Source organism: Streptomyces sp. NPDC030798 (assembly GCF_055572275.1).
Genome location: NZ_JBVIDR010000004.1, coordinates 253238 through 273692 on the forward strand (window position 1 = coordinate 253238; position 20455 = coordinate 273692).

General features: G+C 71.5%; 7 protein-coding genes and 1 pseudogene. 6 read left to right on the forward strand and 2 right to left on the reverse strand.

Annotation, left to right across the window (positions count from 1 at the left end; genetic code table 11):
- The first annotated feature begins 216 nt into the window (after positions 1–216).
- On the forward strand, positions 217–3012 hold the full coding sequence (locus ACZ404_RS11815) for an aconitate hydratase (protein WP_468438576.1): 2796 nt from the start codon (positions 217–219) through the stop codon (positions 3010–3012).
- 849 nt (positions 3013–3861) lie between these two features.
- On the opposite strand, the gene ACZ404_RS11820 is transcribed toward ACZ404_RS11815, so the two are convergent.
- On the reverse strand, positions 3862–6633 hold the full coding sequence (locus ACZ404_RS11820; RefSeq protein WP_468438578.1) for a SpoIIE family protein phosphatase: 2772 nt from the start codon (positions 6631–6633) through the stop codon (positions 3862–3864).
- A gap of 308 nt (positions 6634–6941) precedes the next feature.
- Between ACZ404_RS11820 and ACZ404_RS11825 the strand changes: the two are divergent.
- From ACZ404_RS11825 to ACZ404_RS11840, 4 genes and pseudogenes are all read left to right on the forward strand, one after another.
- Positions 6942–8038: pseudogene (locus tag ACZ404_RS11825) on the forward strand (lytic polysaccharide monooxygenase auxiliary activity family 9 protein).
- Between the two features lie 318 nt (positions 8039–8356).
- On the forward strand, positions 8357–11623 hold the full coding sequence (locus tag ACZ404_RS11830) for a GH92 family glycosyl hydrolase (protein WP_468438580.1): 3267 nt from the start codon (positions 8357–8359) through the stop codon (positions 11621–11623).
- A gap of 157 nt (positions 11624–11780) precedes the next feature.
- Positions 11781–12083 carry a trypco2 family protein gene (locus tag ACZ404_RS11835; RefSeq protein ID WP_468438582.1) on the forward strand — a complete coding sequence of 101 codons (303 nt, stop codon included), beginning with the start codon at positions 11781–11783 and terminating at the stop codon, positions 12081–12083.
- A gap of 24 nt (positions 12084–12107) precedes the next feature.
- A complete protein-coding gene (locus ACZ404_RS11840) occupies positions 12108–14789 on the forward strand; it encodes a tetratricopeptide repeat protein (RefSeq protein WP_468438584.1) in 2682 nt (893 codons plus the stop codon).
- A gap of 59 nt (positions 14790–14848) precedes the next feature.
- Here ACZ404_RS11840 and ACZ404_RS11845 read toward each other — a convergent pair whose 3' ends face one another.
- Positions 14849–18652: a GH92 family glycosyl hydrolase gene (locus ACZ404_RS11845; RefSeq protein ID WP_468438586.1), complete on the reverse strand. Its 3804-nt coding sequence runs from the start codon at positions 18650–18652 to the stop codon at positions 14849–14851.
- A 341-nt stretch (positions 18653–18993) separates the two neighbouring features.
- On the opposite strand from ACZ404_RS11845, the gene ngcE reads away from it, so the two are divergent.
- On the forward strand, positions 18994–20439 hold the full coding sequence (gene ngcE / locus ACZ404_RS11850; protein WP_468438588.1) for an N-acetylglucosamine/diacetylchitobiose ABC transporter substrate-binding protein: 1446 nt from the start codon (positions 18994–18996) through the stop codon (positions 20437–20439).
- The last annotated feature ends 16 nt before the right edge of the window (positions 20440–20455 follow it).

Sequence of the window (20455 nt, forward strand, 5' to 3'; positions counted from 1 at the left end):
GTTGCCGGAGCGCGGCAGCGCTTCGGGGGGCGGTCGGACATGACCAGCCAGCCCCCATGTACTAGAGTTATCTCGACATCGAGATATCTGCCGAGGCGCACCGCAGCCGCCACTTCAGTAAGGCGAGCCTAACTTAGCCTGACCTTACTGCTCCGGCCACGTCGGCGTGGCGGCACGATTGACGGTGGTACGCGCACATCAATGAAGGAGACTGTCGTGTCGGCGAACAGCTTCGACGCCCGCAGCACGCTGCAGGTGGGCGACGAGTCGTACGAGATCTTCCGGCTGGACAAGGTGGAGGGCTCGGCCCGCCTGCCGTACAGCCTCAAGGTCCTGCTGGAGAACCTGCTCCGCACGGAGGACGGCGCGAACATCACCGCCGACCACATCCGCGCCCTCGGCGGCTGGGACTCCCAGGCCCAGCCCAGCCAGGAGATCCAGTTCACGCCGGCCCGCGTGATCATGCAGGACTTCACCGGCGTCCCCTGCGTCGTGGACCTCGCCACGATGCGTGAGGCCGTGAAGGAGCTCGGCGGCGACCCGGCCAAGATCAACCCGCTGGCGCCGGCCGAGCTGGTCATCGACCACTCCGTCATCGCCGACAAGTTCGGCACCAACGACGCCTTCAAGCAGAACGTCGAGCTGGAGTACGGCCGCAACAAGGAGCGCTACCAGTTCCTGCGCTGGGGCCAGACCGCCTTCGACGAGTTCAAGGTCGTACCCCCCGGCACCGGCATCGTCCACCAGGTCAACATCGAGCACCTGGCCCGCGTCGTCATGGTCCGCGACGGCAAGGCCTACCCCGACACCCTGGTCGGCACCGACTCGCACACCACCATGGTCAACGGCCTCGGCGTCCTCGGCTGGGGCGTCGGCGGCATCGAGGCCGAGGCCGCGATGCTCGGCCAGCCGGTCTCCATGCTCATCCCGCGCGTCGTCGGCTTCAAGCTGACCGGCGAGCTGCCCACCGGCACCACCGCCACCGACCTCGTGCTCACCATCACCGAGATGCTCCGCAAGCACGGCGTCGTCGGCAAGTTCGTCGAGTTCTACGGCGAGGGCGTGGCCGCGACGAGCCTCGCCAACCGCGCCACCATCGGCAACATGTCGCCCGAGTTCGGCTCCACCGCCGCGATCTTCCCGATCGACGACGAGACCCTGAACTACCTGCGCCTGACCGGCCGCTCCGACCAGCAGGTCGCCCTCGTCGAGGCCTACGCCAAGCAGCAGGGCCTGTGGCTGGACCCGAAGGCCGAGCCGGACTTCTCCGAGAAGCTCGAGCTGGACCTGTCCACGGTCGTGCCGTCCATCGCCGGCCCGAAGCGCCCGCAGGACCGCATCGTCCTCGCCGAGGCCGCCCAGCAGTTCGCCAAGGACGTCCTCAACTACGTCGAGGCGCCCGTCGCGCAGACGCCTGCCGCCGCCTCCTCCGTGGTCGACGAGGCCAGCGCCGAGTCCTTCCCGGCCTCCGACGCCCCGGCCTACGGCCACGAGGAGAACGGTGCCGGCGCCCCGCAGCACGGCCAGGGCACCGGCGCCGTACCGTCCAACCCGGTCCAGGTCACCGCCCCCGACGGCACCACCTACGAGCTGGACCACGGTGCGGTGACGGTCGCGGCCATCACCTCCTGCACCAACACCTCCAACCCGTACGTCATGATCGGCGCCGCCCTGGTCGCCAAGAAGGCGGTCGAGAAGGGCCTGACCCGCAAGCCGTGGGTCAAGTCCACCCTGGCCCCGGGCTCGAAGGTCGTCACCGACTACTTCGAGAAGGCCGGTCTGACCCCGTACCTGGACAAGCTGGGCTTCAACCTCGTCGGCTACGGCTGCACCACCTGCATCGGCAACTCCGGCCCGCTGCCGGAGGAGGTCTCCCAGGCGGTCAACGACCACGACCTCGCGGTCACCTCGGTCCTCTCCGGCAACCGGAACTTCGAGGGCCGCATCAACCCCGACGTCAAGATGAACTACCTGGCGTCCCCGCCGCTGGTCGTCGCCTACGCCATCGCGGGCTCCATGAAGGTGGACATCACCCGTGACGCCCTGGGCACCGACCAGGACGGCAACCCGGTGTACCTGAAGGACATCTGGCCGTCCGAGGCCGAGGTCAACGACGTCGTCGCCGCCGCCATCGGCGAGGACATGTTCGCCAAGTCCTACAGCGACGTCTTCGCCGGCGACGCCCAGTGGCAGTCCCTCCCGGTCCCGACCGGCAACACCTTCGAGTGGGACCCGGAGTCCACCTACGTCCGCAAGCCCCCGTACTTCGAGGGCATGGGCATGGACCCGGAGCCGGTCCAGGACATCTCCGGCGCCCGCGTCCTCGCCAAGCTCGGCGACTCGGTCACCACCGACCACATCTCCCCGGCCGGTGCCATCAAGGCCGACACCCCGGCCGGCAAGTACCTCACCGAGCACGGTGTGGAGCGTCGTGACTTCAACTCCTACGGCTCCCGCCGTGGCAACCACGAGGTCATGATCCGCGGTACGTTCGCCAACATCCGCCTGCGCAACCAGATCGCGCCGGGCACCGAGGGCGGCTACACGCGTGACTTCACGCAGGAGGGCGGCCCGGTCTCCTTCATCTACGACGCCTCGCAGAACTACCAGGCCGCCGGCATCCCGCTGGTCGTCCTGGCCGGCAAGGAGTACGGCTCCGGCTCGTCCCGCGACTGGGCCGCCAAGGGCACCGCGCTCCTCGGCGTCAAGGCCGTCATCGCCGAGTCGTACGAGCGCATCCACCGCTCGAACCTCATCGGCATGGGTGTGCTGCCGCTGCAGTTCCCGGAGGGCCGGACGGCCGAGTCCCTCGGTCTGACGGGCGAGGAGACCTTCTCCATCTCCGGCGTCACCGAGCTGAACGACGGCACCACGCCGCGCACGGTCAAGGTCACCACCGACACCGGTGTCGAGTTCGACGCGGTCGTCCGCATCGACACCCCCGGTGAGGCCGACTACTACCGCAACGGCGGCATCATGCAGTACGTGCTGCGCAGCCTGATCCGCAAGTAGGCGGTACGGCACGGCAGAGCCGTCGAGGGCCGCATCCCCGGTGCCGGGGGTGCGGCCCTTCGCCCGTTCCGCCCCGGTCATACGGGTCGTCGACCGCTTCACCCGAGCCGATCCCTCCCGCTCCCGCACCTCCGGCTCCACGCCCGGCTCCGGCCTCGGCCCGGCGGTCGCCGCCGCGATCACCCGGGCCCACGGCGGCACCCTCGACGTCGCCGGCACCCGGGCCGAACGGACCTCACCGTCGCCCTCCCGGCACCACCCGGACCGGCCCGGGCGTGCCGCGGTCGCCCCCGCAGCGTCAGGGGGCACCGTGAGGGACGTCAGCCGCCCGCACGGCGCCCTCGGGCCTCGGGCGGCTCCCCGGGGCCCGACAGCTCCGCCCGGTCCGGCAGGACCGCTTCAGGCCGGATCACCTCGCACCCTCGACGTCACCGGCGCCCCGGGCCGATCGGCTTCACCGTCGGGCTCGCGGCCACCACCCGGGCCGGCCCGGGCGTGCCGCGGTCGCCCCCGCAGCGTCAGGGGGCACCGTGAGGGACGTCAGCCGCCTGCACGGCGCCCTCGGGCCTCGTGCGGCTCCTCGGGGCCCGACAGCTCCGCCCGGTCCGGCAGGGCCGATTCAGGCCGGATCACCTCGCACCCTCGTCGTCGCCGGCGCCCCGGGCCGATCGGCCTTCACCGTCGGGCTCGCGGCCATCACCCGGACCGGCCCGGTCGTGCCGCCGCCCCCGCAGCGTCGGGGGGGGCACCGTGAGGGACGTCAGCCGCCTGCACGGCGCCCTCGGGCCTCGGGCGGCTCCCCGGGGCCCGACAGCTCCGCCCGGTCCGGCAGGACCGCTTCAGGCCGGATCACCTCGCACCCTCGACGTCGCCGGCGCCCCGGGCCGAAGGGACCTCACCGTCGAGCTCCCGGCCATCGATCCCGGGCGGCTCCATCAGCCCCGACAGCTCGGCGAGGTCGGGCAGGGCCAGTTCCGCCCAGATCACCTTCCCCTGGGGGGTGTACCGGGTGCCCCAGCGTTCGGACAGGTGGGAGACCAGGAACAGACCGCGCCCGCCCTCGTCCGTCGTCGCGGCGTACCGCAGATGCGGTGAGGTGCTGCTGCCGTCGGCCACCTCGCAGATCAGCGTCCGGTCGTGGATCAGCCGCACATGCACCGGGTCGCAGCCGTAGCGAATGGCGTTGGTGATCAGCTCGCTCAGCACCAGCTCCATGCCGAAGCCCAGCTCCGCCAGCCCCCACTCCTCCAGCTGCCCGGAGACGGCGAGGCGCATCTTCGACACCGCGGCCGGGTCGCGCGGCACGTCCCAGTCGGCGACCCGGTCGGGCGGCAGCGCCCGGGTGCGGGCGACGAGCAGGGCGACGTCGTCCTTGGGCCGCTCGGGCAGCAGCTCCTCCAGCACCGCCCGGCAGCTGTCCTCCGGCGCCCGCCCGGGATGCCCGGCCAGCGCCCGGCGCAGCAGCTCCATGCCCACGTCCAGGTCACGCCGGCGGTCCTCGACGAGGCCGTCGGTGTACAGCACCAGCTGGCTGCCCTCGGCCAGCTCCACCTCGGCCGTCTGGAACGGCATCCCGCCGAGCCCCAGCGGCGGCCCCGCCGGCAGGTCGATGAACTCGGCGCTGCCGTCCGGCCGCACCAGAGCCGGCGCCAGATGACCGGCCCGCGCCATGACACAGCGGCGCGTCACCGGGTCGTAGATCGCGTACAGGCAGGTGGCGCCGGCGATCTCCGCGGCCGCCTCCACGCACGCCTCGTCCTGGTCGATGCGTCCGACCAGGTCGTCCAGATGGCAGAGCAGCTCGTCGGGCGGCAGATCCAGCGTGGCGAAGTTGTGCACCGCGGTGCGCAGCCGCCCCATCGTCGCCGCCGCGTGCAGCCCGTGGCCGACCACGTCGCCGACGACCAGCGCCACCCGGCTGCCCGGCAGCGGGATCACGTCGAACCAGTCGCCGCTCACCCCCGAGTGCGCGGGCAGATAGCGGTAGCCGACGTCCAGGGCGCTCTGCTCGGGCAGCGCCCGCGGCAGCAGGCTGCGCTGCAGCGTGACCGCCAGGGCGTGCTCGCGGGTGTACCGGCGGGCGTTGTCGATGCTGACCGCGGCCCGGGCCACCAGCTCCTCCGCCAGCGACAGCTCCTCCACGTCGAAGGGCTCCCGTTTGGACCGGTAGAAGTTGGCCACGCCCAGCACGACACCACGGGCCTGGATCGGGGCGGAGATCAGCGAGTGGATGCCGTAGTCCAGGATCTGCCGGGTCCGCTCGGGGTCCTGCACCAGCCAGCCGTCGGCGGTGGCCAGGTCGGTGACCACCTCGGACCGACCGCCGTAGCCGCGGGCCTGCGGGGTCGAGGGCAGGAAGTCGATCAGCCGGCCCTTCTCGTACAGCGGATGGTCGTCACGGATGCCGCCCACCGCGACCCGCCGCAGGTCCGCCGCCGTGGGCGCCGGCTCCTCGCCCTGCAGCACGGCGTCGGCCAGGTCGACGGTGACGAAGTCGGCGAAGCGCGGCACGGCCACCCGCGCCAGCTCGTCGGCGGTGCGGACCACGTCCAGGGTGGTGCCGATGCCGAGCCCGGCGTCGTACAGCAGCTCCAGCCGCTCCCGCGCGACCTCCGCCCTGCCGGACACCGCCTGCAGCTCGGTGGAGTCCCGCAGCGTCATCACGGTGCCCCGGCACCCCACACGCTCCGTGGGCCGCTGGTTCACCGCCAGGAGCCGTCCCCCGGCGAAGTGGACCTCGTCGGTGGCCGTACGCCCGGAGGCCAGCAGCTCCACCATGTCGGCGTCGAGGCCCGACAGCTCCCGCACCGGGCGCCCCTCGGCCTCCAGGGGCAGCTCCAGCAGGCGCCTGGCCTCGTCGTTGGCGAGCCGCAGCCGCCCGTCGCCCCCGACGATGAGCACGCCCTCACGCACCGAGTGCAGCACCGTGTCGTGGTGCTGGTACATGCGGGTCATCTCGTCCGGGGCCAGGCTGTGCGTCTGCCGCCGCAGCCAGCGGCCCACCATGACCGTCACGCCCGTCGAGACCGCGAGCGCGACCGCCCCGGCGACCAGGATGAGCGGCAGCTGCCGGTCCATCTGGCTCGTCACGCTCTTCACCTTCAGCCCCGCGGAGACGAGAGCGACCACATGCCCGTGGGCATCGTCGATCGGCACGGTCGCCTGCACCTCGTGCCCGAGCGGGCCGTGGACGCTCTCGGTGTAGACGCGCCCGGCCAGCGAGGGGCCGATGGTGCCCACGAACCGCTTGCCGATCTTGCTCGGCATGGGGTGGGTGTAGCGGATGCCGTGGGTGTCCATGACGACGATGAAGTCGACGCCCGCCGACCTGCGCCCCGCCTCCGTGAGCGGCTGGAGCACCTTGGAGGGATCGCGGGTGTGCAGCGCCTGCACGACACCGGGGGAGTGCGCGAAGGTCTGCGCGACGGCTATGGACCGCCGCTTGGCCTCCGTGCTGGTGTCGCGTTCCGACTGCATGACGAGGGCGATGACGGCGCAGACCACGAGCAGTGCCACCAGGGCAAGCTGGAGCAGGAAGACCTGTCCCGCGAGGCTGCGCCGACTCCTGCCGATCACGGACCGCCAGGAGATGCGCCCGAATCGGGCGATTGGGTCCGACATGCGACATTTCTAGCACTGTGTTTTCCCGGGTGGCTATGGCCCGAACCCTTCTGTCACAGCACTGGCGGTGAGCGTTTACAGCGCGCGCTCGGCGCGCTAGCTTCACGGATGAGGGGTGGGAGCGCTCCCATGGCAGCGTGCGCGGCCTCGGTGGACCGGAACCCGCCTGGGTCGCACGGATCGCTCCCACCCCGCCCGTCGTCGCACCGCATCTCCGTGCGACCCCGCTGCGTGACCGTTCCGCACCACCTCTCGCACCACATCTCGTACGGCCTTCCCGCACGACGGAACCCGGAGGTGAACCTGTCATGTTCACGTCTATTCGGCGCGCGTCGGACCGGCCGCGCCGCCCGCGATTACCGCACCGCACCCGCCGCAGAGCCCTCTTCCTCACCCTCCTGGCCCTGCTGACCGCCCTCCCCGCCCTCGGCCTGATCCTCGCCACGAGCACCCCGGCCTCCGCCCACGGCACCCCCATGAGCCGGGCAGCCGCACCTTCCTGTGCCGGCAGGACGCGCTCACCGGAACCGGAGAGATCAAGCCCGTGAACCCGGCCTGCAGGGCGGCCCAGCAGACCGGCGGCACCACGCCGTTCTACAACTGGTTCTCGGTGCTCCGCTCGGACGGCGCCGGCCGCACCCGCGGCTTCGTGCCGGACGGCCGGTTGTGCAGCGGTGGCAACCCCGACTTCACGGGCTTCGACCTGGCCCGCGACGACTGGCCGGTGACCCATCTGACGGCGGGCGCCGCCATGGACTTCTCCTACAACGCCTGGGCCGCGCACCCCGGCTCGTTCCACCTCTACGTGACCAGGGACGGCTACGACCCGACCAAGCCGCTGACCTGGGACGAGATGGAGGACCAGCCGTTCCTCACCGCCGACCACCCGCCGCTGAACGGCACCCCGGGCACGGTCGAGGCCCACTACTCCTGGACCGGCAAGCTGCCCTCGGACAAGACGGGGCGGCACATCATCTACATGGTGTGGCAGCGCCCGGACAGCCCGGAGACCTTCTACTCCTGCTCCGACGTGATCTTCGACGGCGGCAACGGGGAGGTGACCGGCGTCCACGAACCCGGCAACCCCACCGAGCCCCCGCCCGGCGCCTGCACCGCCACCCGGAGGACGACCGGCACCTGGCCCGGCGGCCACCAGTCCGAGGTGACCGTGACCAACACCGGTGACGTGCCGATGCTCGGCTGGATGGTCGACTGGACGCTGCCCGCCGGACAGTCGGTGGCCGACCTGTGGAACGGCAACGCCACCTACACCGGGCAGGACGTGATGGTCCACAACGCCGACTGGAACGGCTCGTTGAGCCCGGGCCAGAGCACGACCTTCGGCCATGTCGTCCGGGGGTCGGGCGACGACAGCCCCACCGGCCTTGCCTGTCAGGTCGGTTGAACCGCTCTGGGCGGACCCGGTGGCCTTGGGCACCGGGTCCGCGAGCCGGGCAGGTGAGGGGGGTGACGCCCTGCCCGGGTGGTGCCGGCTTGTGGAGCGACCTGAGTGCGACAACGTTGTCGAATGGTCTGTACATGACTGTACCGCCTCAACCGACAGCCCCGTCAACCCACTTGAGGTAGCCCGACCGGGTGAACCCGGCGCGCACCCCGCGGGGCGTACGCGGTCTTCCGTGCCGGCGGTGGCGCACGTTACTGTCCCAGCGGCTTGTGCGACCTGTGGTGCGCGACCCGTCCGCTCAGGAGGAAGGGCCGCGTCATGCGTTTCCGTCCCACGTCCCTGCTGCTGGCCGCGGTGCTCGCGGCCGGCGGTGCCACCCCCGCCCTCGCGGCGACCGCCGCGCCCCCCGGACTCGTCAAGGACCCGACGCCGTACGTCGATCCGCTGATCGGCACCCGGAACGGCGGCAACGTCTTCCCCGGTGCCGTCGTACCGTTCGGCATGCTCTCCTGGAGCCCGGAGAACACGCGCGGCGACGCCACGAGAACGGCCGCGCCCGGCGGCTACCAGTACGACGCCACCCGCATCCGCGGCTTCAGCCTGACCCACATGTCCGGCACGGGCTGCGCGGGCGGCAGCGGCGATATCCCGTTCTTCCCCTACGCCGGCACGGTCACCTCCTCGCCGGCGAGCGACACCAAGGACGCCGTCTACGCCTCCGACTTCCGCCACGCCGACGAGACCGCCGAGCCCGGCCACTACCGGGTGGGCCTCGCCTCCGGCGTCACCGCCGACCTCACCGCGACCGCCCGCACGGGCTCGGCCCGCCTCACCTACCCGGCGGACACCCCGGCATCGCTGCTGATCCGCACCGCCAACTCCGAGGTCGGCTCGGCGGACTCCAAGGTCACGATCGACCCGAAGACCCGCACCGTCTCCGGCTCGGTCACCTCCGGCAACTTCTGCGGCTACCTCGACCCCGAGGGCCAACGCTCCTACTACACCCTGTACTTCACCGCCCGCTTCGACCGCGCCTTCAAGGCCGCCGGCACCTGGCAGGACGACAGGCTGGACCCCGGCTCCACGAGCGCCACCGGCGGCACCGGCGGTTTCTCCCACGGTGGGCGGCCCGTCGCGGGCAAGGGCGCCGGCGGGTACGTCGAGTTCGCACCGGGCAGCGGCCCGGTGAACGTCAAGGTCGGCATCTCCTACGTCAGCCGGGCGGCCGCCGAGGCCAACCTCCGGGCGGAGAACCCGCCGAAGCGGTCCTTCGACGCCGTCCTGGACGCGGCCCGCCGCGCCTGGCGCGACCGACTGGGCGCGGTCCGGGTCGGCGGCGGCACGGACCCCGACCGCACCACCTTCTACACCGCCCTCTACCACGCCCTGCTGCACCCCAACGTCATCAGCGACGCCGACGGCCGCTACCGGGGCAGCGACGGCCGGGTGCACCGGGTCGGCCACGGCCACCGCGCCCAGTACGGCACCTTCTCCGGCTGGGACGTCTACCGCGACCAGGTCCAGCTGCTCACCCTCCTCGACCCGCGCACCGGCTCCGACATCGCCCAGTCCCTCTACGCGCTCGCCCGGCAGAACGGCGGCGTCTGGGACCGCTGGCTGCACGGCGCGAGCGGCACCCACGTGATGAACGGCGACCCCTCGGCGACCGCCCTGGCCGGCATCCACGCCTTCGGCGGCACCGGTTTCGACCTCAGGGGCGCGCTGCGCTCCCTGGTCGAGGCGGCCACCGTACCGACGCGGCAGGACCTGTCGGCGGCCGGCAAGCCGGTGCTCTCGGTGGGCCAGCGCCCTTCGCTCGACAAGTACCTGAAGCTGCACTACATGCCGAGTGTGTCCAACGCCTGGGGCGGGGCCGCCGAGACCCTGGAGATGTCCACGGCGGACTTCGCCCTCTCCCAACTGGCCACGGCGGCGGGGGAGAAGGAAACGGCGTCGGCCTTCGCCCGGCGCGCGCAGTGGTGGCAGAACGCCTTCGACATCGCGGCCGACCCGGGCGGTGGCTACATCGCCGACCGCAAGGCCGACGGCAGCTGGGCCACCGGCTTCACCCCCGGCACCGGCACCGGCTTCGTGGAGGGCACGGCGGCGCAGTACACCTGGATGGTCCCGCACGACCCGGCGGGACTCTTCGCGGCGATGGGCGGCCGGGACAAGGCCCTCGCCCGCCTCGACGCCTTCTTCCACGACGCGGACGGCGGCTGGGCCTTCACCGGCAGCGGCGGCACCAAGTCCGAGCTGGACAACGAGCCGTCGATCAACGTGCCCTACCTGTACGACTACGCGGGCGCCCCGTACAAGACCCAGGAGACCGTCCGCGCGGCCATGCGCACGCTGTGGTCGACCGAGCCCGGAGGAATCCCCGGCAACGACGACCTCGGCGCGATGTCGTCCTGGTACGTCTTCTCCGCCCTCGGCATGTACCCGCAGGTTCCCTCGCGCGCCGAACTCGTCCTGGCCTCACCCTTGTTCGAGCGTGTGGAGATCAGCCGCCCGCACGGCAACGACATCTCCCTCCACGCGCGGGGAGCGGCGCCCGACGCCCCGTACATCCACTCCCTGAAGCTCGACGGCCGCACCTCCGCCCGCCCCTGGCTGCCCGCCTCCTTCGTCCGCGACGGGGGCCGCCTCGACCTCACCCTCTCCACCACCCCCGACCGCACCTGGGGCGCGGACTCCCCGCCGCCCTCCTTCCGGCAGGGCGAGCAGCCGTACCAGATCGGCGTCGGTCCCACCGCCGCCACCGTCGCCCCCGGCGACAGCACCACGGTCGCCGTCCGCGCCCTGGCGCTGAGCGGCGGCACCGGTCCCGAGGTGCGCTTCCAGGTCCGGACCCCCGCGGGCGTCACGGCCACCCCCGCCGAGGGCACGGTCACGGACGGCTCCCGGCGGATCAGCCTGACGCCGGGCAAGGACACCCCCCAGGGCTTCTACGACGTCACGGTCACGGTGACCTCCGGCGACACCTCCTACGAGCAGCCGGTCACCCTGACCGTCGCGGCCCCCGGCACCCTGCTCGCCGCCTACGACAACACCGGCATCTCCGACGACCGGGGCGACCACGACGAGGCCGACTACGACGGCGGCGGCTGGAGCTACTCCCGCCAGGCCCTCGCCGCCGCCGGCCTGACCCCGGGCAGCCGGGGCACGGTCGACGGCCTCACCTTCACCTGGCCCGCCTCGCCCGCGGGCCGCCCGGACAACGCCTCCGGCACCGGCCGGACGATCGACCTGGCGGCACCGGCCACCCGGCTCTCCTTCGTCGGCAGCGCGGTCAACGGCAACCAGCGGACCGAGGCCACCGTCACCTACTCCGACGGCACCACCGGCACCGTCGACCTCTCCTTCACCGACTGGACCGTCGGCGGCGGGGGCGGCACCGTCCAGTACGGCAACGAGGTCGTCGCCAGGACCGCGTACCGCAACGTCGCCGGCGCCGGCCAGGACCCGGTCGCCACCTACGTGTTCGCCACCCGCCCCGTCACGGCACCGGCCGGCCGCACCATCACGTCCGTCCGCCTTCCCCGCAACCCCGACCTGCACGTCTTCGCCCTGGCCGGCGACTGAGCAGCCGGCCGCCCAACTGGCCAGAATCGCACGGTTGCACACCGTTGCACAGGGCCTGGGAGAGTTCTGGCCATTCCCGCTTTCCCGTCCCCCGCTGCGGGGCATACTCGCCTCGCAGACGCGTCCGGGGGACGCGGAAACCGGGGGGAGAACCGCAGTGGGAAACCTTGGGCTCGCCGACACCATCGCCGCGCTGCGGGAGGAACTCGCCGAGGCCGTCGGCGCCGGCGCGGCAGCGGACTTCGGCTTCACCGTGGGCCAGGTGCAGCTGGAGGTGAACGTCGGCATCACCCGGGAGGCGTCCGGCACCGGCCGGGCCAAGTTCTGGGTGGTGGAACTCGGCGGCGACGCCGGGTACCGCCGGGAGGAGATCCAGCGGATCCTGCTCACCCTGGAGGCGCCCACGGACCGCACCGGACGGCCGGTCAAGGTGACGCGCGACTCCCTCGTCCAGCCCTGACGCGGCCCGCCCGGGACACCCGTCGTGATCAGCCCGCTCGATCGCGCGGTCGAAGTGCTGCGCAGACGTGCCGTCGGCACCTGGAGCGTCGGCTCCGGCTACCTGGTGGGTGGCCGGCTGGTGCTCACCGCCGCGCACAACGTCCTCACCGGCGACCTCGCCGACGACCTCGTCACCGTGCGGCGCTCGGACGGCAGCCGGCTCAAGGCCCAGGTGCTCGTCGCGGACGGGGACGACGACATCGCCCTGCTCCAGGTGGACGCCGACCCCACCCTCGACGACATGCCCGCCGTGCGGTTCGCCCGGATCGACCGCGGCCAGACCAGACGGGTGGAGAACTGCTGGGCGATCGGCTATCCGGGATGGAACGAACACGTGGTGGACGACGCCGACGTGCCCCTGCGCGACAGCGTGCAGATCCACGGCGTCATCCCACCCGGCTCCCATGTCCGGCGGGGACTGCTGGCGCTGCAGACGAGTTCGGCGCCGCAGTTCCCGGGACCGCGCGCGGGCAGCGCCTCGCCGTGGCAGGGCATGTCCGGAGCGGTGGTGTTCGCCGAGGACCCCGAGCTCGGTGCGCTGGCCGTGGGCGTCGTCACCGAGCACCACCTCCCCGAGGGAGCGTCGGCCCTGACCGTGGCACCGGTGACGGCACTGAGGGAACTGCTGCGGGACACGCCGTGGTGGCGGGACCTCGAGCCGGGCACCTGGGTCGCCCTGCCGCATGCCGGGACGAGCACCGCACGCCCGGCGAGCCGTCACACCACCCTGAACCGCGCGGTGTCGGACTTCACCGACCGGGAACGGGCGATGGCCAGGGCGGCCGTCCTGCTCACCGACCGGCTGGCGGACAGCGCCCCGGTGGTGGTCCTGCACGGCATGGCCGGCGTCGGAAAGACCCAGCTCGCCACCCAGATCGCCCATCGTCTGGCCCCCGCGTTCCGGCACGCTCGCATCCAGGTGGACCTCGGCGGCGGGCAGTTCGACGTGTCCACCGACGCCGCCATGATCCAGGTCCTGCAGGCCTTCGGCCTCAAGGGCGACCGACTGCCGCCCGACAGCCCCTCGCGCCGCGCCGAACTGCAGCGACAGCTCGAGAAGGGCCCCAGCCTGCTCGTGCTGGACAACGTGGCCGACGTGGCCCGGATCGTGCCGCTGCTCCCCGCGTCACCGGGCAGCGCCGCGCTCCTCACCAGCCGCTCCGCACTCCCCTCGATCACAGGGGCGGAGCGGTTGCCGGTCGAGCCGCTGCCCCTGGTGGAGGGGCTGCGGCTGTTCCAGCGGATCGTCGGCGCCGAACGGGTCGCCCGGGAACCGGACGCCGCGCACCGCATCGTCGCCCTCATGGCGGGCCTGCCCCTAGCCATCCGGATCGCCGCGGGCAATGTCCTCGCCCGGCCCAGGCCGCTGAGCGAGCACGCTACGTTGTTGGCGGACGAACGGCAGCGCATCTCGCGACTGGAGGGGCAACTGGACGGGGAGGACGCGGGAGTACGCAGCTCCTTCGAGATCAGTTACCGCACGCTCCGGGAGGACACCCGGCGCCTGTTCCGGCACCTCGGCCTGCTCCCCGGTGCCGACTTCGTGCCCGAACTGGCCGCGAGCTGCGCGGGCCTCGACGCGGAGGAGGCCGAACGGCTGCTCGGCGAACTCGCGGACCGGCAGCTCGTCGAGGTCGTGGCCCTCACCGGCGGCCGCTACCGGCTGCACGACCTGCTCCGGCTGTACGCCAGGGAGCACGCCGAGCGCACCGAACCGGAGGCCGAGCGGCGCCAGGCGGTCCGGCGCTCCCTCGGCTGGTACGCGGACCTGCTGGGCGCCTGGATGAGCAGGCCGGGGGCGCACGAGATGCCGCCGCAGGAGGCGATCGACTGGTTCAGTGCGGAGCACCTCAACGTCCAGGCGGCCGTGCGGCAGGCCTACGACCGCGAGGAGTGGGACCTGCTGGTCCGGCTGGCCGAATCGCTCTACGGCCTGCTCTTCCACCGCAGCCACTGGGAGGAGATGGAGGCGGTCAAGGCCATGGCGGTGCGGGCGGCCCGCCGCCTGCACGACGAGCCCGCCGAACTGGGGTCCCTCATCCATCTCGCGGAGGCGCGGCGCATCCTGGGCCGGCGGCAGGAGACCACCGCTCTGTACGAGCGGGCCCTGGAGATCGCACGCGGCGCCGGCAACCAGGAGAAGGAGGCCTGGATCCTGGCGCACTTCGGAGACCTCCAGTGCGATCTGGACCGCCCGCAGGACGCCCTGCACCGCTACGCCGAGGCCCAGGTCATCAACCGGCGACGCGGCGACACGGCGGCCGAGATCTGGCTCGCCGCGCACATCGGGGACGCGTACCGGCAGATGGACCGCCCGCAGGACGCGGCCCAGGTGCTGGAGGAGGCTCTGGCGGAGAGCCGGCGACGCGGCAACGAGCTCGAGATCGCCTGGTGCCAGTGGCATCTGGCGCTCGCGTACGACCAGATGGGCCGCCATGCCGACGCCGAGCAGACCGTGACCCCGGCGATCGTGTTCCACCGGGAACGCGGCGACCAGGCGGCGCTCGCCACCATGCTGACCGTCCTCGGAGACGTCCATCTGCACGCCGGCCGGCCCGCCCTCGCCCGCGAGGCCTACGGCGAGGCGCTGGAGCTGGTCCGCGCCATCGACGCGCCGCGCCGGGTGGCGGAGCTGGAAGCGGCAGTGGAACGCACGCTCGACTGAGGCCGGGAAACGCCGGGGGCGGGCCCGCGAGGACCCGCCCCCGGCCTGTGCCGGGTGGGTCAGGCCAGCAGCTCCACCTCCGCCAGGGTCGACCTGCCGTCGAGGACCAGGCGGTACCTGGCGTACGTGCCCGGTGCGGCGATGGTGAACGCCCGGGTCTGCAGATCCCAACGGAACGATTCCGCGGTGCGGTGGTCGAGGGTCTTCCAGGTGGTGCCGTCGGTGGAGCCCTGCAGCGTCCAGCCGGTCGGTGCCTTCGTGCGGTCGTCCGGTGAGGTCAGGGTGTACTGGACGGGCCGCACCGGGCGGCCGACCGGCAGGGTCACCCGGGTGACGGTGGCGCTCGTCGCCGAGGTGTTGTCGAACAGGGGGCCCTCGCCCCGCAGGACGTCCGCGCGCGGGGTGGGCACCTTGTCGTCCTGGGTGACGGAGACCGGCGCCGCGTGCTTGCCCGTACCCCAGGTCGAGGGCCTGGGCCCCATGGCGAACTCCAGCAGCCCGCCCTTGGCCAGCAGCGAGTGGGGGAGGGCCGTGGAGGTCCAGGGGCGGCCGTTGACCTTCACGCCCTGGACGTAGACGTTCCGCGCGCTGTTGCGGGGGGCCTTGACGACCAGCGAGCGGCCGTTCTCCAGGTGCACGGTCGCCTTGGTGAACAGCGGGGAGCCGATGGCGTACTCGCCGCTGCCCATGACCAGCGGGTAGAAGCCGAGCGCGGAGAAGAGGTACCAGGCGGACTGCTCGCCGTTGTCCTCGTCGCCGTGGTAGCCCTGCCCGATCTCGCTGCCCGTGTACAGACGGGAGAGCACCTCACGGACGTGGGCCTGCGCCTTCCAGGGCTCGGCGGCCGCGTCGTACATGTAGATGACGTGGTGCGCGACCTGGTTGGAGTGGCCGTACATGCCCATCCGGACGTCCCGGGCCTCGGTCATCTCGTGGATGACACCGCCGTAGGAGCCGACGTAGTCGGGGGAGGCCGTCTCGGGGGTGGCGAAGTACTCGTCGAGCTTGTCGGCGAGTCCCTGCCGGCCGCCGTACAGGTTGGCCAGGCCCCGGCTGTCCTGGGGGGCGGTGAAGGCGTAGCCCCAGCCGTTGGTCTCCGTGTAGTCGTAGCCCCACACACGCGGGTCGTACGCGGCGGAGTCGACGCGCCACTTGCCCTGCGCGTCCCGGCCCTGGAAGAAGCCCGCCCCGGCGTCGAAGAGGTCGACGTAGTCCCGGGCGCGGTTGAGGAAGTACGCCGACTCCTCCTGGTAGCGCTTCTCGCCGGTCCTCCGGTACAGCGCCTCGCCCATCCTGGCGATGCCGTAGTCGTTGACGTAGCCCTCCATCGCCCAGGACAGGCCCTCGTGCGTGTCGGTGCTGGTGTAGCCGAGGAAGGGCGAGGTGCTCATGCCCTTGCGGCCCACGCCGGGCATCGGCGGGACGACGGTCGCGTTCTTCACGGCCGCGTCGTACGCCGCCTTCGCGTCGAACTTCACGCCCTTCACATACGCGTCCGCGAACGCCACGTCCGAGGAGGTGCCGGTCATCAGATCGGCGTACCCGGGGGAGGACCAGCGCGAGGTCCAGCCGCCGTCCTTGTACTGCTGGACGAACCCGTCGACCATCTCGCCCGCCTGAGAGGGCGTCAGCAAGGAGTACGCCGGCCAGGTGGTCCGGTAGGTGTCCCAGAAACCGTTGTTGACGTAGACCTTCCCGTCGACGATCTTCGCGCCGGTGTGGGTGGGGGTGTCCGGGCCCGGCATGGGGGAGAAGGGCGAGGCGTACCGGTCCTTGCCGCCGGCCCGCTCGAATCCTGAGTTCGGGTACAGGTACAGCCGGTACATGCTGGAGTACAGCGTGGTGAGCTGGTCCGGGGTCGCGCCCTCCACCTCCACCTTGCCGAGCAACCCGTCCCAGGTGCGCTGGGCGCGCGCCTCGACGGTGCCGAAGGAGGTGCCGTCCGGGATCTCCTGGCGCAGGTTGTCCCTGGCCTGGTCGACGCTGATGAGCGAGGTGGCCAGGCGCAGGGTGACCGTGCGGTCCTCGCCCGCGTCGAAGCGGAGCCAGCCCTTGACGCCGTCGGCCGCGCCGCCCGTCACCGGCTTGTCGAACACGCCGTAGACGAAGAGGCGGGTGGCGCCCGTGGACAGGCCGGACTTCACGTCCGAGTAGCCGGTGACGACGCCGTGCTCCCGGTCCAGGGTCAGGCCTGCCTGCTCGGTCACGTTGTCGAACAGCACACTGGCGTCCGCACCCGGGTAGGTGAAGCGCAGGGCCGCCGCGTGGTCGGTCGGGGCTATCTCCGCCTTCAGGCCGTTCTCGAAGCGGACGCCGTAGTAGTACGGCCGCGCGGTCTCGTGCTCATGCCGGAAGGCCAGCTCGCGCGCCTCCCGGCCGGTGTCCGGGGTGCCCGGCGCGGCCGACGGCATCACCTGGAAGGTCTGCCGGTCACCCATCCAGGGGCTCGGCTCGTGGCTGGCGCTGAACGCCTGGATCGTGGGCAGGTTGTCGTCGTTGTTCGCACGTGCGTACTCGTACAGCCAGCTCAGCGACGACGCGTTGGTCACCGGCGTCCAGAAGTTGAACCCGTGGGGGAGCGCGGTCGCCGGGAAGTCGTTGCCGCGCGAGAAGCTGCCGCTGGAGTTGGTGCCGCGCGTCGTCAGCGCGTAGTCCGACAGGTGGGCCCTGGGCTTCTCGGGTGCCACCGGCCGCAGGCTCACGTCGTCTATCCAGCCCCGGAACTTCGCGGGTCCGCGCGGCGAGTCGTACGCCACCAGGATCCGGTCGACCGTCTTCCCGGCGGCCACCGAACCGATCCGCGAGGCCACGTCGTTCCACTGGTTGACGTACAGCACCTTCGCCGCGCCCTGCCCGCGCGGGGAGAGCGGGAAGCCGTGCTGGTCGCTCGCGCCCAGGTCGCTGAGGTAGGTGCCGTCGGTGAAGGCCAGGTCGAGGGAGACGTTGGTGGCGTCGTAGTCGCGGTCGCCGTCGGCCATCGAGGGGAAGATGCGGTAGGCCAGCTGGGTGTCGCGGCCGACCCGCACGTCGACGTCGAAGACCTTGTTGTACGAGTACGCCCGGCCGCCCGCGGTGTGCCGGCCGGCGTAGCGCAGGGCCCGCTGTCCGGTGAAACCGGCGCGCGCCTTCGCGGTCGGCGACCCGTTCGGGCCCCGGTCGACCAGGGTCAGCATGTCCTGCGGCACCGGGCCGCCCCCGCCGCCGGTGGAGAACTGAACGTCGGCGAGTTGCAGGATGCCCGCGGCGCCGTTGTTCCGCGTCACCTCGAGCCGGAAGTGCTGGTACTCGGCCGGCTGGGCGAGGTCGTACGACTTCGTCTGGAACCGCTCGGAGAAGGACTCGTCCGTGCGGGTGTCGACGGTCTTCCAGTCCTTGCCGTCCGTCGAACCCTGCAGGGTCCAGTCCCTCGGGTCGCGCTCGTCGTAGTCGTTGGCCGAGGTCAGCGCGTACGTCACCAGCTTGACGGGCCGGTCCAGGTCGAACTCGGCCCAGCCGGTGGGCTGGAAGGTGAGCCACTTGGTGCCCGGCTCGCCGTCGACGAGGTTCTCCTTCACCTCGCCCGCGCCCGTGTTCTCCCCGCTGGCCCGGACCTCGGTCACATGGTCGTCGACATTGCCCGGAATTCCGGTGCTGTAACCGCCGTCCACGCCCGAGGCGCGCTTGCCTCCGTCGGCCGCCGTGTCGACGGTGTTGAGCCAGTCGGGTGCCGGTTCACCCGGCTCGAACGAGGTGGCGAACTCCTGGCCGGCCGCCGGTGCCCGGTGCGGCAGGGCGACCGCCGCTCCCTGCGCGCCGGCGGCCATGACAAAGGCGGCCGTGAGGACGACCGCCGGACCGAGTCTGTGCCGAGTTCTCCGCTGCATCTACGGATTCCCCTCCTGCGACCGCTGTGGACAACGTTGTCAATCTCGGTGCGCAGGAACCAGTAAGTGGTCAAGTGGCCGTTGATGTCAAGGGCGTTGGCTGTGGCATTCAGGGCCTTATGTCGCGAATTTTTCCGGCGGGCCGTTCACCGGGCGCTCATATTTCCGGCAGGTCTCAACTCGGAAAAGACCCATGGCGAACCTTGCATTCGATCTTGCTCCGTCGGCCGGAAGTGGACTATACCTGTCGGCGTTTCCCGCACGACCCTGCACGACCCGCCCGCGGTGCCGGGGAGGATCCGGTTCACCGCCTGAGTCCTGGAGAAGGCGAGGACTTGAGCATGGGATCCACTGCGCACCACGGTGGCCGAGATGTCGGCCGCCGCGATCTGATCAAGCGTTCCGCCGCGCTCGGCCTGGTCGCCGCCCCCGGAATGGGCCTGCTGTCCGCCTGCGCGAGCAGCGGCGGCGGCGGACAGGACAAGGCGAAGACGGGCAAGAAGACCGCCAAGAACCCGCTCGGCGTCAACGAGACCGCCAAGATGGAATTCGTCCTCTTCGACGGCGGCTTCGGCAAGGAGTACGCCCAGGACGCGGTGAAGATCTACCAGAAGAACTTCCCCAAGGCCACGGTGAAGTTCTCCGCCACCCAGAAGATCCAGTCCACCCTGCAGCCCCGCTTCAACCAGGGCAACCCGCCGGACCTCATCGACAACTCCGGCGCCGAGCAGATGGACATGGGCGTGCTGGTCGGCAAGAACCAGCTCGCCGACCTCACCCCGCTGCTCGACGCGCCGTCGTACGACGACCCGAACAAGAAGGTCCGCGACACGCTGCGGCCCGGCATCGTGGAGATGGGCCAGTTCGACGGCAAGCCCGTGTGGATCCTGTACTACGCCTACACGGTATACGGCGTCTGGTACTCGCAGAAGGCGCTGGACTCGCTCGACGAGAAGTACCCCGAGACCTGGGACGAGATGCTCAAGGTCTGCGAGAAGGCCAAGAAGAAGGGCATGGCCGGCTGGACGTACGCGGGCAAGTACCCGTACTACATCCCCTTCTCGCTGTACCCGATGATCGGCAAGGTCGGCGGCCGCGAGGTGCTCGACGCCATCGACAACCTGGAGCCGAACGCCTGGAAGCACCCGGCGGTCAAGGCGTGCTTCGACGCCTACTACGAGCTCTACAAGAAGGGCTACATCCTCAAGGGCACCCCGGGCCTGGACCACATCCAGTCGCAGACCGCCTGGGCCAAGGGCAACGCGCTGTTCATCCCGAACGGCTCCTGGGTGGAGAACGAGTCGGCCAACGTCATCCCGGCCGACTTCGACCTCGCGGTCTCCGCGCCCACCGGCATCGACTCCTCCGACAAGATGCCCTTCGGCACCATCTGGGCCTCCGGCGGCGAGCCCTTCATCGTGCCGGCCAAGGCGGCGAACGCCGAGGGCGGCATGGAGCAGCTGCGCATCATGCTCTCCGAGGCGTCCTCGAAGAACTTCACCGCCAAGGTGAAGTCGCTGACCGCCTACAACGGCGGCACCTCCGGCATCTCCCTCACCCCCGGTCTGAAGTCGGGCGTGGCCGCGCTGCAGAAGGCCGGGTCCAACGTGGTGAATCCGCGCCTTCAGGACTGGTATGTGCAGCTGCAGAAGGAGAAGATCGGGGTGGCCGGCCTCGGCGAGATGATGGCCGGCCGGCTCACCCCGGCCGAGGCCATCAAGAAGATCCAGGGATTCGCCGACGAGGCGGCCAAGGACACCTCGATCAAGCACTACAAGCACCAGTGACCAGCACCCTCTGACG

What these genes read in the sequence shown, in the direction of transcription:
- ACZ404_RS11820 (WP_468438578.1), bottom strand. Translation starts at nt 6,633, where the DNA reads ATGTCGGACCCAATCGCCCGATTCGGGCGCATCTCCTGGCGGTCCGTG.
- ACZ404_RS11830 (WP_468438580.1), top strand. Translation starts at nt 8,357, where the DNA reads ATGCGTTTCCGTCCCACGTCCCTGCTGCTGGCCGCGGTGCTCGCGGCC.
- ACZ404_RS11845 (WP_468438586.1), bottom strand. Translation starts at nt 18,652, where the DNA reads ATGCAGCGGAGAACTCGGCACAGACTCGGTCCGGCGGTCGTCCTCACG.
- ngcE (WP_468438588.1), top strand. Translation starts at nt 18,994, where the DNA reads ATGGGATCCACTGCGCACCACGGTGGCCGAGATGTCGGCCGCCGCGAT.